The organism is Novosphingobium sp. BL-S-32 (assembly GCF_056857055.1).
In genome coordinates this window covers 3,298,214-3,313,155 of record NZ_CM166476.1, presented here as the reverse complement: position 1 = coordinate 3,313,155, position 14,942 = coordinate 3,298,214, and the positions used below count along the sequence as shown (strand labels likewise).

The window sequence follows — 14,942 nt, the reverse complement described above, 5'->3', positions numbered from 1 at the left end:
AGTCACCCCGCGTGCAAACCGCGTGAAACGCGCAGATCGGTGTGCCATATCGCCGGTATGACGACCTCCGACAGCCTGACCGCCGAAAGCACCACCGCCCGCGCCTTCTTGACCGAAGCCGCCGAGCTGCTCGGCCCGCGCGGCCTGACCGCCGATCCCGACCTGCTCGCCCCCTGGCTGACCGACTGGCGTGGCCGCTATACCGGCAAGGCGCTGGCCATGGCGTCTCCCGGATCGACCGAAGAGCTTTCGGCGCTGGTCCGCCTCTGCGCGCGCCACGGCATCGCCATCGTTCCGCAAGGCGGCAACAGCGGAATGTCCGGCGGCGCCACGCCTGATGACAGCGGCCATGCGCTGCTGCTCTCGCTGCGCCGGATGAACGCGGTCCGCCATTTCGACGTAGAGGCCCGCCAGATCACCTGCGAGGCGGGATTCGTGCTCCAGACGCTCCACGAAACGGCCGAGGCGGAGGGGCTGCGCTTCCCGCTGTCGCTGGGCGGCAAGGGATCGGCGACGGTAGGCGGCCTGATCTCGACCAATGCCGGCGGAACCCAGGTGCTGCGCCACGGCTCGATGCGCGCGCTGGTGCTCGGGCTGGAGGCCGTGCTGGCCGACGGGCAGATCTACTCGATGCTTACCCCGCTAAAGAAGGACAATCGCGGTTTCGACCTCAAGCAGGTCTTCATCGGCTCCGAGGGGACGCTGGGCGTGGTCAGCGCCGCGACGCTCAGGCTGCTGCCCGCAGTGGCCGAGCGCGTGGTGATCTGGGCGGGCGTTCCCACGCTGGTCGACGCGCGCAAGTTGCTGCTCCACTGCGAGGATGCGGCGGGCGAAGCACTTGAGGGCTTCGAGGTCCTGCCGCAGGCCTGCCTCGATGCCGTGCTGCAACTCCTGCCCGATGCCCGTGCGCCGCTCGAAGGCCGCCATGGCTGGCACGTTCTCATCGAAGTCGTGGCCGACCGCGCCGGAGCCGACACGCTGCGCGACCGCTGCGAGACGATGATGGCCGATGCCCTCGAAGCCGAACTTCTGGAAGATGCCACGATGTCTGCCAGCGAAGCACAGGCAGAGGCCATGTGGCTGATCCGCGAATCGATTTCCCCCGCCGAGCGCGCGCGCGGTCCGGCCGTGCAGCATGACATTTCGGTCCCGGTCGAAAAGATGCCCGAATTCGTGGAAACCACCGCGCCGATGATCGAGGCCAAGTGGCCCGGCACCGAGGCGGTCGCCTTCGGTCATCTGGGTGACGGCAATGTCCACTATCACGTGATCGCGCCCAGCGTGACCGACGGCGCCGCCTGGCGAGCCCGGGAAGGCAAGGAAATCAGCCGCTACATCCACGATCTCGTGACCGAATGGGGCGGATCGATCTCGGCCGAGCACGGCATCGGCCAGCTCAAGCGGGACGAATTGGCCCGTCTTGGCGATCCGGTGGCGCTCTCCATCATGCGCTCGGTCAAACAGGCGCTCGATCCACAGGGACTGCTCAATCCCGGCAAGCTGATCTAGCTTCGAGGGACAGCGCACGCCGACTCGCCGGATATCCCCGCATCGCCCCGGCAGCCCGCTTGCGCACACCCCTTCCTGCTTCTAAAGCCACCCACTCGGAAAATTCCCAGACTTGCGGAGAGTATCGCAATGGCCACCGCGCCGCAGAATCCTGCCCTGCCCCTGTTCTACAAGGACCTTGTGCCGCTCAATTCGCAGCAGCACGCCAGCTGGAAGACCCGTTCGACCGACAAGGCGACGTGGTTGGTCGGCATCAATTCGGTACCGCTCACGGTTGAGGAATTTCCGCAGGCCCAGCGTAACTACCCGATCATCTTCACCTCGGGCGAAAACCCCGTTCCGCTCATCCTGATGGGCATGAACGAAGGCGTGAACGTCTTCGTCGACGATGAAGGCATTGTCAGCCAGCCGGTCTACATCCCGGCTTACGCGCGCCGCTATCCCTTCATGCTCGCCCGCCTGCGCCCGGACAGCGAAGAGCTTTCGCTCTGCGTCGACCCGTCGAGCGACCTCGTGGGTGAGATCGAGGAAGGCGAGGCCCTGTTCGCCGAAGGCGAGCCGACCGACGCCACCAAGAACATGCTCAAGTTCTGCGAGAACTTCGAGATCGCCGGCACCAAGACCGCCAACTTCATGGCCGAGCTGGCCAAGCACAACCTGCTGATGGAAGGCGAGCTGAACATCGACGTCGGCACCGGCCAGCCCTTCACCTATCGCGGCTTCCAGATGGTCGACGAGACCAAGCTGCGCGAAATGCGCGGTGACGTGCTGCGCCAGTGGAACCAGAACGGCATGCTGCCGCTGATCTACGCCCACCTCTTCTCGCTCGACCTCGTTCGCGACATTTTCGGTCGCCAGGTTGCGCAGGGCAAGGGCCCGCAGATCCCGGTCAACGCTTGATCTCTCGGCCGCGAACCGGCCTAAATCCTGATTTCGGGGTGGAATTTTGACATTTTTGTCACAGTTCCACCCCAATCTGTATCGGCTTTCTTCCCCGCGCTTGCAAAGCCGATACACTTTGCTTCATTCTAAGGGTTGAATGTCGCCGAAGGTTTGCTATGTTGGCAATGCCTGATCGGCGCTACCCTCATGGCCCGGTCAGGTTTGGTGCACATCGTGCACCTCCTCCCTGAACCTTGGCCACCTCGCGCATAGCGCGGGGTGGTTTTTTATTACCTCCAGCATTTCGCCATGACGGTTGGAGAGAACGCGCCCTCAAGCGCGAATCAGCTACTCGGCCGCTTGCACAAAGCCCTTGCCGCCCAGTTCGCTGACACCGGCCGCAAGCCGGCGTACCAGCCCCGACAGCAGTTCCACGGTGGCAGCCATCCCCGGCCCCGGCTCCGACAGCCGCGAATCCAGATAGCAAGTACGGTCCACTTCGAGTTGAACCGCGTGGATGCCCTCGGCAGGCGCGGCATGACGTTCGAGCACATAGCCGCCCGCATAAGGGCGATTGTGCGCAGCCATGCAGCCATGGGCCGCAAACCACGAAAAGGCACCGGCAATCAGGCTGCCATGGCACGTCGCACCGAAGCGGTCCCCGATGACGAATCGCGGCGGCTCACTGCCGATCCGCGCCGGCAGCGGCGGCATCGAATGAAGGTCCAGCAGCAGAGCCGCGCCCCAGCGCTCGCGAAGCGAGGCCAGTTCGCGCGCCAGTGCCTCATGATAGGGCTGGTGAATGCCCTCGATCCGCGCGGCAAGGTCTGCACGCTCATGCCGCCGTCGCCAGAGTTCGCCCACGCCCGGCAGGCGGCGGGGAATCAGGCCAAGGCCGCTGCGCGCACGACGACTCGGCAAGCCCGGCGATTCGGGACGGGCACCACGGCCAAACATGTCCCAATCGATATCGTCGGGCGCGCGATTGAGATCGATCATCGCGCGGGGCGCCTGCGCCAGCAGCAGCCCTGCCCCCGTCTCGCGCGCAACCGCCTGGGCGATCCGGTCGACGTAGCGATCCTCCAGCCGCAGCGCGACCGAATCGGGATGGCGTAAATCATCGAGCAGTGAACGGGGATAGGCGCGCCCCGCATGCGGCGCCGCAATCAGCACCGGCACGACGGACGGTTCCGAACCTTCGAAGGTAAAGGCCGGAATCCCGGGAGCCCCGGGAATCCAGCCACCCGCCTGCCTTTGCGAATCGTTCTCGCCGGTGCCTGTCGCCATGGCCCAAAACTGGCGCTTCAACATCTACAAGTCAAAGCGTCCCGTAACCGGTCACCCGTTATTCCAGGCGAGAATTTTAACCGGTTAAGCGCTATGCTGGTGCTCTTAACCAGCGCGACACGCTGTAGACGAACGATTCAGGACATGACGCCGATGATCCGCATCCTGCTTGCCGAAGACGACCAGGCCATGCGCACCTACCTTGCCAGGGCTCTGGAGAACGCCGGCTACAATATCACCGCGGTCGATCGCGGCACGGCCGCCCTGCCCCTGCTGGAGCGCGAGCATTTCGACCTGCTGCTCTCGGACATTGTCATGCCCGAGATGGACGGCATCGAGCTGGCCCAGCGCTGCGCCGAAGTTTCTCCGACGACGAAAGTGATGTTCATCACCGGCTTCGCCGCCGTCACCCTGCGCGCCAGCCGCGAGGCCCCGCATGCCAAGGTGCTGTCGAAACCCTTCCACTTGCGCGACATCGTGATGGAAGTGCAGCGGGTGTTCGGCCTGTCCGAGCACGCCCAGCTCTGATTGATTTCATCCACAGGTCTTCCACAGCCTCGCAAAACCAAGGCTGAACTTTTTTGAAATTCCTTGTTGCCAACCCGAAACACCGCAGCTAGAGGGCCAGTCCTCCGAGCGGCACACCACGCCGCAACGGACCGACCGAATGGTGTGGGCGTATAGCTCAGTGGTAGAGCACTATGTTGACATCGTAGGGGTCGCAAGTTCAATCCTTGCTACGCCCACCATTCGAGAAAACCCCGTAAGCCAAAGGCTTAACGGGGTTTTTCTTTAGGCTCCCGACGCCGCGACAGACGCAAATTTTGCGTGAAGCGCCGGTCCCGGCCTCCCATCCCGAAAAAGACAACTGCCGCACCGCTCTTCGCGCTTGCCTGTTTCGCCTCTAGGCGAGAACTTGCCCTGCGCAAGTCCGGGGGCCCTGCCATGTTCGACGATATTCGCACGGAAATGGCACGGCGCAGCCGGCCCGAACGCGCAAGCCTGACGGCCGAAATGCACAGCCGCAAGCTGCCGCCGTTCTCCGCGCCGGCCCGGCTTATGCAAATCATGCTGCTGGCGGACGATGCCGAGCTGGAAGCCGCCGCCGCGCATTTCGGCACCGATGGTGCCAAGCACGCGATTCTCGATCTTGGCGGCGCTACGCTGGTCTGGGAACGCCACAGCGAATTCACCACATACAGCTTCATCATCCCCGGAGCCTTCGACGCGCCCTTCGACGAGACCGCCTTTGCCCCGTTCGTGGCGCAGTGGCTGGACCGCATGCCGGGCGAGATCATCCGCTCCAGCTTTCTCGCGATTGCGCGCACCGGTGATCCCGCCCGCTTGCCCGAGCATCTCGAACAGTGGTTTCACGCCAACGATCTGGTCGTCTGCGACGTTCACGACGGCATGGCGCGGATCTGGTCCGACTTCCGGCTCCACGGCGGCTTCGGGCGCATGTTCGTGGCGGTGCGGGACGATGACCCGCGTCGGATCCCCGCTCTCGCCCAGTCGCTGCTGGAACTTGGCAACTATCGCAAGCTCGCGCTGCTCGGCCTGCCGGAAGCACAGCACCACGGGCCGGAGCTGCGCCAGATCGAGCAGAGCCTCGCCCATCTCAGCGGCGATATCGATCGCGCCACGCGCCCGCGCGAGGAATTGCTCCATGCCATCGGCGAACTCGGTTCGCGCCTTGCGCAGATCACCGCATCGACCCGCTACCGCATGAGCGCGACCGCCGCCTATGCCGCGATCTGCGATGACCGGGTGGGCTCGCTGGCGGTCAGCGCGGTAGGCGGCGGGCAGACGCTGGTCGGCTTCACCCAGCGCCGACTTCACCCGGCAGTGCAGACTTGCGCCAGTTTCGTACAACGCCTCGACGATCTTGCAGGCCACGTCACCTGGACCGCCGAGCTGCTGCGCACACGGATCGACACCGAAATCGCCGCCCAGAACCGCGACCTGTTGGCCTCGCTCGATCGGCGCAACGCCATGCAGCTGCGCCTCCAGCAGACGGTCGAAGGGCTCTCGGTCGCGGCGATTTCCTACTATGCCGTCAGCCTGGTCGGTTATCTTGCCAAGGCCTCGCACGCGGCATGGCATTGGCCCGATTACGAACTGGCGACCGGCGTGAGCGTGCCCTTCGTCATCGCCTTCGTCGCCTGGACCACGCACCGGCTGCGCAAGGTCCACGGCGACCATGACGGACACGGATAAGCCCGACGCTTCCGAGACCGTCCGGACGATACCGCCCCGCGCAAGTCCGGTGCCGCGCATTGCGCGCCGCCGGGCCGATACCTGCCTTGCTAAGCGCCCCACTGCTGCCTAAGAGACCCGCAAATCTCATCCCCAGGGGAGTTTCAGAAATGGCGAAAATCAAGGTCAAGAACCCCATCGTCGAGATGGACGGCGATGAAATGACGCGGATCATCTGGCAGTGGATCCGTGAACGGCTGATCCTTCCCTACCTCGACATCGATCTCAAGTACTACGACCTCTCGGTCGAGAAGCGTGACGAGACGAACGACCAGATCACCGTCGATGCCGCCAACGCCACCAAGGAATGCGGCGTTGCCGTGAAGTGCGCCACCATCACCCCGGACGAAGCGCGCGTCACCGAATTCAACCTCAAGAAGATGTGGAAGTCGCCCAACGGCACGATCCGCAACATCCTGGGCGGCGTCGTGTTCCGCGAGCCGATCGTGATCTCGAACGTGCCCCGCCTGGTTCCGGGCTGGACCGACCCGATCGTCGTCGGTCGTCATGCTTTCGGCGACCAGTACAAGGCCACCGACACCCTGATCCCGGGCGCCGGCAAGCTGCGCCTCGTGTGGGACGGCGAGAACGGCGAGAAGATCGACCTCGACGTGTTCGACTTCCCGGCTCCGGGCGTCGCCATGGCGATGTACAACCTGGACGAATCGATCCGCGACTTCGCGCGCGCTTCGTTCAACTACGGCCTGAACCTCAAGTGGCCGGTGTACCTCTCGACCAAGAACACCATCCTCAAGGCCTATGACGGCCGCTTCAAGGATCTGTTCCAGGAAGTCTTCGACAACGAAGGCTTTGCCGCGAAGTTCAAGGACGCCGGCATCACCTACGAACACCGCCTGATCGACGACATGGTCGCCTCGGCGCTCAAGTGGTCCGGCAAGTTCGTCTGGGCCTGCAAGAACTACGATGGCGACGTGCAGTCGGACACCGTTGCACAGGGCTTCGGCTCGCTGGGCCTGATGACCTCGGTCCTCATGGCGCCCGACGGCAAGACCGTTGAGGCAGAAGCCGCTCACGGCACCGTGACCCGTCACTACCGCCAGCACCAGCAGGGCAAGGCGACCTCGACCAACCCGATCGCCTCGATCTTCGCCTGGACCCGTGGCCTCATGTACCGCGGCAAGTTCGACGAGACCCCGGAAGTCGTGAAGTTCGCCGAGACCATCGAGCGCATCTGCATCGAGACCGTCGAAAGCGGCAAGATGACCAAGGACCTCGCGCTGCTGATCGGTCCGGACCAGAACTGGATGACCACCGAGCAGTTCTTCGAGGAAATCGTCAAGAACCTCGAAACCGAGATGGCGACCTGGGCCTGAGCCCTGCCTGACCGGACCTGAGTTCGAAGAAGACCCTCCGCCGAAAGGCGGGGGGTTTTTCTTTGTGGGCTCGCGACGTCCACGGACGGTTAATCAAAAAATCGCGTCGCCCCCGCGAAGGCGGGGGCCCGCTTTTTTGGTTCACGCAAGGCATGCACACGCAGAAAGGTCGTGCAGTTAACGACCTTTCTGCGTGTGCAAAAGAACAAGCGGGATCCCCGCCTTCGCGGGGGCGACGGTGACTATGTGAGCGGTTTGAATGAGGGGACTATTGCCTCGTGGACCCGGCCCTGGCGTCATCAGCCCGGACTCCCACCTTGACCATCAAGCGAAGGCTTCCTCGCCCTCCAGCTTGGTGCGGTGCATCAATCGGCCGCTGTCGGTCGGATACCAGGTGGCGCGGTGCATGGTGCCGGTATTGTCCCAGATCACCGTCTCGCCCAGCGACCACTTGTGGCGATAGACGAAGCGCGGCTGCGTCGCCCAATCGCGCAGGCGCACCAGCAGTTCCTCACTCTTGCCCCAGTCCAAGCCCACGACCTGCTGCGCAGTATTGCCGAGAACCAGCGACTTGCGGCCCGACTCATGCGTCCAGACCAGCGGCAGCGTATTCTCGCCGCGCGACTTCCAGGCCATCAGCAGCTCATGGCTTGGCTCGGGCTGGTGATAGAGCTGCGAGCGCCAGAGCGAGTGGACCACCTGAAGCCCCTCGATTGCGGCCTTGTCCTCATCGGGAAGCGCGTCGTAGGCGGCATAAGTATTGCAGAACTCGGTGTCACCGCCCTCTGCCGAAAGCTTGCGGCTCGACAGGATCGAAGCGCGGATCGGCACTTGCGACATGGTGCCGTCGATATGCCAGAAAAACGCGCCCTTCAGGTAATCGGCATTGGGATTGATGCGCGAGTCCATCGTGATCGGATAGACATTGTCGCCTTCCTTGCCGGCTTGCTCGTGAATTTCGTGCGCAAAGGTGCCGAGCGTCTTGGTGAAGGCGATCTGCTCCTCGTCGGTCAGGTGAGCTTCGGGAAACACCAGAACGCCGCGCGCTTCCAGCAGTTCACGGATTTCGGCGGCGCGGCTGCCGGACAGCAGGGTCTCCTTGTCGGTCCGGATCACGGCGCCGATATCGGGCGCGGCATTGGATACGTTCCAATGGGTGGATGGAATCGAAGTCGTTGCCATCGAATACTCTCCCATGCGCTCTTTGGCGCTTGTGCTGAACATGGGTACAGCACACGTCCGAGCAGGGTCAAGGACAGTAGGTGCAAGGCACCGGGCCTCTTCATGCCGGCTCCACCAAAACCGAAAAAGCCCGCCGGACCGGAGTCCGACGGGCTTCAAAGGACGGCGGGACGGCGCCCCCCGACGCCGTCAAGCCAACCCTCTTTCTCAAAATCCCTTATTCGAAAGGCTCTTCGCCCTCCAGCTTGGTACGGTGCATCATGCGCCCGCAGGTCGGGTCATAGGCCTCGGCCCGGTGCATGGTGCCGGTGTTGTCCCACATGACGAGATCGCCGACTTCCCATTCGTGGCTGTAGGTGAACTCGGGGCCAGTCGCCCATTCGCGCAGCCCATGGATGATCATCGCGCTTTCCAGCGCCGACTTGCCGACGACTTGTGCGCTGGTGCAGCCGATCACGAGGCTCTTGCGGCCCGAAGCGTGCTTCCACACGAGCGGCAGTTCCTGCTCGCCGATCTGGGCGTAGCCCTGAAGCTTGGCGAGGCTGGGTTCCGGTTCATAGTAGAACAGGCTGGCCCAGGGGCCGTGGACCACGCGGTACTGCTCGTACTCGGCCTGCTTGTCGGCAGGCAGGTGCTCGAACGCAGCGTAAGTATTGGCGAAACCGGTGTTGCCGGTGCCCTTGGGGCTCGGCACCCGGCACGACAGCAGCGAGGCCAGGATCGGCACGTCGTTGCGGGTGCCGTCGATATGCCAGTAGAGCGAGCCCTTGAGGTACTCGGCCGCCATCGGATTTTCCTTGGCGTCGAGCGTGATCTTCGAGATCACCTCGTCACCGCCCTTACGCTCAGGCGCGAACGTGCCGAGCGTCTTGGTGAAGGCGATCTGTTCCTCGTCCGTGAAGTTCACCTGCGGGAAGACCAGCACGCCGCGCGCTTCCAGAAGCTCGCGGATTTCAGTGGCGATTTCGCCCGAGAGCAGTTCTTCCTTGGTATTGAGAACGCGGCTGCCGATCTTCGGCTTGAGATTTTCCGCCTTCAGTTGGGTCTTGGTATCGACCGACATCGTACACACTCTCCAAAAATCAACTTGCACCGCTCTGCGGCGCTTGGAGAGCTGGGTATCACGGGCTGAACGCCCGTTCAAACCCGTCAGCGATTGCCGCTGCGATCAATCGCCCCTACGCGTTTCGACACGAGTTCAGGCGCGCGTTTCCAGCCGCGCCAGCCAGGATTCGACAATGGCCCGCGCCTGTTCGTGGCCTGCCGTGACGCCCAGCGCCTCTTCCATGACGATGCAGCGGCCGATGCCCGCAAGCAGCACGGACAGGCCCGCGGGATCGAAACCGTCCACCGCGCGCAGCCGTTCTCCGAACAGTTGTCCGATGATCTCGACCTGTCGCTGGCGCATGGCGACGCTGTGCTGCGCCATCTTCTCGCGCACGGCCGGGCGGTGGTTGGCGAGCGCCATGAACTCCAGCGACATCGCCGTGCGACTGGTATCGACGAAGAAGCGCCAGAGTGCACGCACCGGATCCTCGGAGGCCAGCGCCTCCTCTATCATACCGTCGCTGTCCTCTGCGCCCTGCCGGCAAACTTCCAGCAGAAGATCGTCGGTGGTCGGGAAATAGTAATGGACCAGCGACGGCTTGAGCCCCGCGCGCGCGGCCACGCGGCGCGTACTGGCGGCGGCATAGCCTTCATCGCGGATGAGATCGACGGCCGCCTCGACGATACGCGCCCGCGTTGCGGACGTTTCAGCGCCGACCCTGCGCACTGCCCCTGCCATTTGATCTCCTCTTAAGAGGCACTTGCCTAGGGCGTGCTGACCACAAGATCAACACAGCCATCAACAGCACCGACTCGCTTGCCATTTGTTCCCTTTATGTTCACATTGCAGGCATGCGAGTCCACAAAGGAAGAGGCGCCGTCAGCGGACAGGCCAGCAAGCGCTTCAACCTTCCCCAGCGGGAGGCCGATGGCGACTGGCTGGACGAAGCCGCGCTCGTCGACGGGGAGGCTCCGCCCTTGCGCACGCAAGTGATCGAGCTTCACCCCCGCACCATCCTGTCTTTCAACAAGTCACCCGATGTGCCCTTCGACCGCTCGATCAATGCCTACAACGGCTGCGAGCACGGCTGCATCTACTGCTTCGCCCGGCCGACCCACGCCTATCACGACCTCTCGCCCGGTCTCGATTTCGAGACCAAGCTCTTCGCCAAGCCCCAGGCGGTGAAGCTGCTGCGCGAAACACTCGCCAAGCCGAGCTACCGCCCAGCCCCCATCGCCATGGGCACCAATACAGACCCCTATCAGCCCATCGAGGCACGTTACCGGATAACCCGGCAAGTGCTCGAATTCTGCCTAGAAGTGCGCCACCCGGTGACGATCACCACAAAGTCGGACCGCGTGCTGCACGATCTCGACCTGTTGACCCAGCTTGCGCAGCACAACCTCACGCATGTCGCGATTTCGGTGACGAGCATGGATCCGGCATTGTCGCGCCTGCTCGAACCGCGCGCGTCCTCGCCCGCCAAGCGGCTCGCCGCGCTCGGCAAGCTGGCAGAGGCGGGCGTGCCGGCGCATGTTTCGATCGCTCCGGTCATCCCGGCGATCACCGATCCCTATATCGAGGAGATACTCGAAGCTGCGGCCGGGCAAGGCATCCGCAGCGTGTCGTGGATCATGGTCCGCCTGCCCCACGAGGTCGCCCCGCTGTTCCGCGAATGGCTGGACACCCATTTTCCCGACCGCGCGGCCAAAGTCATGGCCACGATCCAGTCGATGCGCGGCGGGCGCGACTACGATCCGAAGTTCTTCACCCGCATGCGGCCCGAAGGAGTCTGGGCGGAAGTCTTCCGCCGCCGCTTTGCCGTGGCGATGAAGCGGCTGGGCTTCGGCAAGGCGCACGTGATGCTCGACTGCTCGCAATTCCGCCCGCCCAGCCGCGACGGACAACTGGCGCTGTTCTAGACAAATCCCTGTTCCGGCGCAGTCGTGTCACCGACACGCACCTCCGCTTAGGTCCGGCAGAGAACAAGGGAGTGCGCCGATGTTCGAGAAGCCCATAACCATCGTCACCCACGGTGCGGTCGAAATCGTGACGCTGAACCGCGCCGAGGCGCTCAACACGTTTGACGAGCCCATGACGTTCGCTCTGCGCGACTATTTCACTGCGCTGGCCGAGCGGCACGAGGTACGCGTCGTGATCCTGCGTGCAGAAGGGCGCCATTTCAGCGCCGGTCTCGATCTGGCCAGTTGGGAAAACGACAGGACGCGCGGCGCGCTTCAGCACTGCTGGCACCTCCAGCGCGCAATCGCGGGCCTGCTGGAGCTTATGCGCGCATGCCCGCAACCGATCATCGGGCTCGGCCACGGCGCCGCCTGCGGAGCCGGCTTCTCGTTGCTGCTCGCCTGCGATATCCGCTACGGCACGCCGGATCTCCGGATGAATGCGGCTTATATCAAGGTCGGGCTCGGCGGCTGCGATCTGGGGTGCAGCTATTTCCTGCCGCGCATGGTCGGTGCCACGGTGGCGGCGGAATACATGCTCACCGGCCGCTTCATGGATGCCGAAACGGCGCTCCGCCACGGATTGCTGGGCGCGGTCGTGCCTCACGAGGATCTGTTCGACAAGGGGCTTGCCGTCGCTGACGAGATGCTCGCCAATGCCCCCATGGGCCTCAGGCTCACCAAGGACGCGATCAATCGCAATCTCGACGCGCGCTCGCTGTCGGACGCCATGGCGCTGGAGGACCGCCAGCAGGTGATGATGCTGATGAGCGAGGATTTCGCCGAGGGCGTCTCGGCTTTCCGCGCCCGGCGAACACCGGAATATCGCGACCGCTGAAACTCTTCGGCCTCTCTGCGAGTTGTTCACTCCAACGAACGGGAGAGGACAGGAGGCCCGAATGGAGGAAAGGATCGTCGAGACCGAGCGCGCACCTGAAGCGCCGGTCCATACCACCACCGTGATCCACGAACGCAGCACTTCAAGCAGCGCGACGGGTATTCTGCTGGCATTCGCCCTGCTCCTGGCCGTTGTCGGCGCACTCTATCTGTTCAGCCGGCTGAACCAGAGCGAGGCCACGCGCGACGATGCGGTGACACAGGCCGCCCACGATGTCGGACAGGCCGCCAACAAGGTCGGCGATGCCGCGCAGGACGCGGCGAACAGCGTCAATCACAAGGACAATTGAGCGGGCTTGACCATTCGCACAGCCACCTGCCGATGCAGGCAACTGCGCGCAACCTGCACCGGCGATCCTGTCCGCGTGTCGGTCTGCCACTGCCTTGCCTGCCAGAAGCGCACCGGCAGCGCCTTCGCAGTGCAAGCCCGCTGGCCCAACGCAAACGTGGAGCTAAGCGGCGAATTCCGCGAATGGTCGCGAACGACGGACAGCGGATCGCTCACGATTTACCACTTCTGCCCCCACTGCGGCGCGACAGTCGCATTTTCCGGCGCGGGAATGCCGGACGTCACCGCCATACCTGTGGGTGCCTTTGCCGACCCCGGTTTTCCGCCGCCCAGGTTCTCGGTGTACGAGGAGCGCAAACACGCCTGGGTCGCCATATTGGGCGACGATATCGAGCACATGGACTAGGCGCGCGCTAAAGGTGCTTCCCTGTAATGATCGATGATGACCTTTCAAACGCACACCACCGTCGCCCTCGCGAATGTGGGGGCCCCGCTTCTTGGCAACCTCTCGCCTCGCACAACAGAAGCGGGAACCCCGCTTTCGCCGGGATGATGGGGTTTGTCTTTGTAAAGTGCGGGGTACGGCGGCCCTCCGCATTCATCCACGCCCTTAAGCGGGAAGCCTGTAGTCCGCGAACAGCCGGCGCAGCGCCTTCTTGTCGAGCTTGCCGCTGCCGGTGTGTGGCAGCGCATCAACGAATTCGATCGCATCCGGCAGCCACCAGCGGGCGACCTTTCCGGCCAGGTGATCGCGCAACTGCGACGCGGTAAGCGTGCTGCCCTCCTTGCGCACGACGGCCAGTAGCGGGCGCTCGTCCCACTTGGGATGAGCCACGCCGATCGCGGCGGCCTCGACGATCTCCGGATGGCCGACAGCAGCATTTTCCAGCTCGACCGAACTGATCCACTCGCCGCCCGACTTGATCAGATCCTTGGTGCGATCGGTCAGATGCAAAGTGCCATCGGGCGAAATCGTCGCGACATCGCCGGTGTCGAACCACTGGTCCTTCGTAACCGCATCGTCCTCGGCGCGAAAATAGCGCTGCACCGTCCAGGGGCCGCGCACTTGCAACGCGCCGGGCGAAGTACCGTCATGCGGCAGTTCCCGGTCGGGATCGTCAAGCGCGGTCACGCGGACTTCGGCACCGTAGAGAGGCCGTCCCTGGCTGCTCTTGAGCGCCACTTGCTCGGCAAACGTCATCTCGTCCCATTCGGCCGGTTCGTAAGCGACCGTGGCGATGGGCGACGTTTCGGTCATGCCCCAGGCCTGAGACACACGCACGCCTGCACGCATCAGCCGCTCGACCACGCTGGCCGGGACCGCCGCCCCGCCCGAAAGCACTTGCCGGATCGGCGGGAGGTCATCCCCGGTGCGCTCCAGATGCTCGAACATCGCGAACCATACGGTCGGCACGCCGGCGACGTGCGTCACGCGCTCCTCGCGCATCAGCGTGCAGAGCGCTTCGGGATCGTTGGTCTGGCACCAGACCATCTTCGCCCCGCTGGCTGCCGATGCCCAGGGCAGCCCCCAATTGTTGGCATGGAACATCGGTACGATCGGCAGCACTACCGATCGCGGCTCCAGATTGAGCGCCGAGGGTGCGATCATCGCCAGCGTGTGCAGCACTTGCGAGCGATGCGTATAGAGCACGCCTTTGGGATCGCCGGTGGTGCCGCTGGTATAACACAGCATGCAGGGTGAGCGTTCGCAGCCCGTCGTCCAGCGCGCGTCGCCGTCCTCGCGGCCGATCCAGCTTTCGAAATCGGCGCCCCAGTCCGACGAATCGAAGCAGATTGCGTGCTTCAGACGCGGACACAGCGGCAGCAAACGCTCGACGATGGGCCGGAAGGCGGCATCGTAGAGCAGCACCCGGTCTTCGGCATGATTGACGATCCAAGCCAGTTGATCGTCGAACAGGCGCGGGTTCACGGTGTGGAGCACGCAGCCCGCCCCGGTCGCCCCGAACCAGGCGGCGAGATGGCGGCCATGATTCATCGCCAGAGTGGCCACGCGCTGACCCGGATAGATGTTGAGCCGGCGCAGCGCCTGCACCATCTTCAGGGCATCGCGGCGAATGCCGGCCCAGTTCGTGCGCGTAACGGAACCATCGGCCCAGCGCGTGACAATCTCACGCCGACCGTGCTCACGCGCCGCGTGATCGATCAGACCCGATACGCGCAGGTCCCAGTCCTGCATGTCCCCCGGCATGGCCATCTCCCGCTGACACGCGGAGGTTATGGGTAGTTGTACAGCCAAGGCAAGCGGGGACCGTTCGGTCCATCGCAAACGCCCGCCT

General features: G+C 64.1%; 14 protein-coding genes and 1 tRNA gene. 10 read left to right on the top strand and 5 right to left on the bottom strand.

Going from position 1 to position 14,942, the window contains the following annotated elements; all coding sequences use genetic code 11:
- The first annotated feature begins 57 nt into the window (after positions 1-57).
- Both AC1VVK_RS15530 and AC1VVK_RS15525 read left to right on the top strand, forming a co-directional pair.
- Positions 58-1,509, top strand: coding sequence for an FAD-binding oxidoreductase (locus AC1VVK_RS15530; protein WP_482903675.1), 1,452 nt, complete (start codon positions 58-60; stop codon positions 1,507-1,509).
- A 129-nt stretch (positions 1,510-1,638) separates the two neighbouring features.
- Positions 1,639-2,409 (top strand): SapC family protein, encoded by a 771-nt coding sequence (locus AC1VVK_RS15525; RefSeq protein WP_482903674.1) that lies wholly within the window; start codon positions 1,639-1,641, stop codon positions 2,407-2,409.
- A 330-nt stretch (positions 2,410-2,739) separates the two neighbouring features.
- On the opposite strand, the gene AC1VVK_RS15520 is transcribed toward AC1VVK_RS15525, so the two are convergent.
- Entirely contained in the window at positions 2,740-3,678 is a 939-nt protein-coding gene (locus AC1VVK_RS15520) for an N-formylglutamate amidohydrolase (protein ID WP_482903673.1), read from the bottom strand.
- Positions 3,679-3,831: 153 nt separating this feature from the next.
- Here AC1VVK_RS15520 and cpdR point away from each other — a divergent pair, with 153 nt between their 5' ends.
- The 4 genes from cpdR to AC1VVK_RS15500 all read left to right on the top strand — a co-directional run bounded on the left by cpdR (position 3,832) and on the right by AC1VVK_RS15500 (position 7,268).
- Positions 3,832-4,206, top strand: a complete 375-nt coding sequence (gene cpdR / locus AC1VVK_RS15515) for a cell cycle two-component system response regulator CpdR (RefSeq protein WP_482905182.1) — start codon at positions 3,832-3,834, stop codon at positions 4,204-4,206.
- A 146-nt stretch (positions 4,207-4,352) separates the two neighbouring features.
- Positions 4,353-4,427 (top strand) — tRNA-Val (locus AC1VVK_RS15510).
- 196 nt (positions 4,428-4,623) lie between these two features.
- Positions 4,624-5,895, top strand: coding sequence for a DUF3422 family protein (locus tag AC1VVK_RS15505; protein ID WP_482903672.1), 1,272 nt, complete (start codon positions 4,624-4,626; stop codon positions 5,893-5,895).
- Between the two features lie 149 nt (positions 5,896-6,044).
- The gene (locus AC1VVK_RS15500; RefSeq protein ID WP_132384811.1) at positions 6,045-7,268 is read left to right on the top strand and encodes an NADP-dependent isocitrate dehydrogenase; all 1,224 of its coding nucleotides are present in this window, start codon (positions 6,045-6,047) and stop codon (positions 7,266-7,268) included.
- Between the two features lie 324 nt (positions 7,269-7,592).
- Here AC1VVK_RS15500 and AC1VVK_RS15495 read toward each other — a convergent pair whose 3' ends face one another.
- The 3 genes from AC1VVK_RS15495 to AC1VVK_RS15485 form a co-directional block, all read right to left on the bottom strand.
- Positions 7,593-8,450: a TauD/TfdA dioxygenase family protein gene (locus tag AC1VVK_RS15495; RefSeq protein WP_482903671.1), complete on the bottom strand. Its 858-nt coding sequence runs from the start codon at positions 8,448-8,450 to the stop codon at positions 7,593-7,595.
- A 217-nt stretch (positions 8,451-8,667) separates the two neighbouring features.
- Entirely contained in the window at positions 8,668-9,513 is an 846-nt protein-coding gene (locus AC1VVK_RS15490) for a TauD/TfdA dioxygenase family protein (RefSeq protein ID WP_482903670.1), read from the bottom strand.
- Positions 9,514-9,648: 135 nt separating this feature from the next.
- Complete coding sequence (locus AC1VVK_RS15485) at positions 9,649-10,236, bottom strand: TetR/AcrR family transcriptional regulator (RefSeq protein WP_482903669.1); 588 nt, start codon at positions 10,234-10,236, stop codon at positions 9,649-9,651.
- Positions 10,237-10,349: 113 nt separating this feature from the next.
- Between AC1VVK_RS15485 and AC1VVK_RS15480 the strand changes: the two genes are divergently transcribed.
- From AC1VVK_RS15480 to AC1VVK_RS15465, 4 genes are all read left to right on the top strand, one after another.
- The gene (locus tag AC1VVK_RS15480) at positions 10,350-11,420 is read left to right on the top strand and encodes a PA0069 family radical SAM protein (RefSeq protein WP_482903668.1); all 1,071 of its coding nucleotides are present in this window, start codon (positions 10,350-10,352) and stop codon (positions 11,418-11,420) included.
- A 79-nt stretch (positions 11,421-11,499) separates the two neighbouring features.
- Positions 11,500-12,297 (top strand): enoyl-CoA hydratase/isomerase family protein, encoded by a 798-nt coding sequence (locus AC1VVK_RS15475; RefSeq protein WP_482903667.1) that lies wholly within the window; start codon positions 11,500-11,502, stop codon positions 12,295-12,297.
- Positions 12,298-12,358: 61 nt separating this feature from the next.
- Positions 12,359-12,646 carry a hypothetical protein gene (locus tag AC1VVK_RS15470; protein WP_482903666.1) on the top strand — a complete coding sequence of 96 codons (288 nt, stop codon included), beginning with the start codon at positions 12,359-12,361 and terminating at the stop codon, positions 12,644-12,646.
- 6 nt (positions 12,647-12,652) lie between these two features.
- Positions 12,653-13,051 carry a GFA family protein gene (locus AC1VVK_RS15465; RefSeq protein WP_482903665.1) on the top strand — a complete coding sequence of 133 codons (399 nt, stop codon included), beginning with the start codon at positions 12,653-12,655 and terminating at the stop codon, positions 13,049-13,051.
- A gap of 204 nt (positions 13,052-13,255) precedes the next feature.
- Here AC1VVK_RS15465 and AC1VVK_RS15460 read toward each other — a convergent pair whose 3' ends face one another.
- Entirely contained in the window at positions 13,256-14,854 is a 1,599-nt protein-coding gene (locus tag AC1VVK_RS15460; protein ID WP_482903664.1) for a long-chain fatty acid--CoA ligase, read from the bottom strand.
- Positions 14,855-14,942: the final 88 nt, after the last annotated feature.

Bases quoted from the DNA above. Each gene is read 5' to 3' on its own strand.
- AC1VVK_RS15470 (WP_482903666.1), top strand. From the start codon at position 12,359: ATGGAGGAAAGGATCGTCGAGACCGAGCGCGCACCTGAAGCGCCGGTC.
- AC1VVK_RS15460 (WP_482903664.1), bottom strand. From the start codon at position 14,854: ATGCCGGGGGACATGCAGGACTGGGACCTGCGCGTATCGGGTCTGATC.
- AC1VVK_RS15530 (WP_482903675.1), top strand. From the start codon at position 58: ATGACGACCTCCGACAGCCTGACCGCCGAAAGCACCACCGCCCGCGCC.
- AC1VVK_RS15480 (WP_482903668.1), top strand. From the start codon at position 10,350: ATGCGAGTCCACAAAGGAAGAGGCGCCGTCAGCGGACAGGCCAGCAAG.
- AC1VVK_RS15520 (WP_482903673.1), bottom strand. From the start codon at position 3,678: ATGGCGACAGGCACCGGCGAGAACGATTCGCAAAGGCAGGCGGGTGGC.
- AC1VVK_RS15525 (WP_482903674.1), top strand. From the start codon at position 1,639: ATGGCCACCGCGCCGCAGAATCCTGCCCTGCCCCTGTTCTACAAGGAC.
- AC1VVK_RS15505 (WP_482903672.1), top strand. From the start codon at position 4,624: ATGTTCGACGATATTCGCACGGAAATGGCACGGCGCAGCCGGCCCGAA.
- cpdR (WP_482905182.1), top strand. From the start codon at position 3,832: ATGATCCGCATCCTGCTTGCCGAAGACGACCAGGCCATGCGCACCTAC.
- AC1VVK_RS15500 (WP_132384811.1), top strand. From the start codon at position 6,045: ATGGCGAAAATCAAGGTCAAGAACCCCATCGTCGAGATGGACGGCGAT.
- AC1VVK_RS15495 (WP_482903671.1), bottom strand. From the start codon at position 8,450: ATGGCAACGACTTCGATTCCATCCACCCATTGGAACGTATCCAATGCC.
- AC1VVK_RS15490 (WP_482903670.1), bottom strand. From the start codon at position 9,513: ATGTCGGTCGATACCAAGACCCAACTGAAGGCGGAAAATCTCAAGCCG.
- AC1VVK_RS15485 (WP_482903669.1), bottom strand. From the start codon at position 10,236: ATGGCAGGGGCAGTGCGCAGGGTCGGCGCTGAAACGTCCGCAACGCGG.
- AC1VVK_RS15475 (WP_482903667.1), top strand. From the start codon at position 11,500: ATGTTCGAGAAGCCCATAACCATCGTCACCCACGGTGCGGTCGAAATC.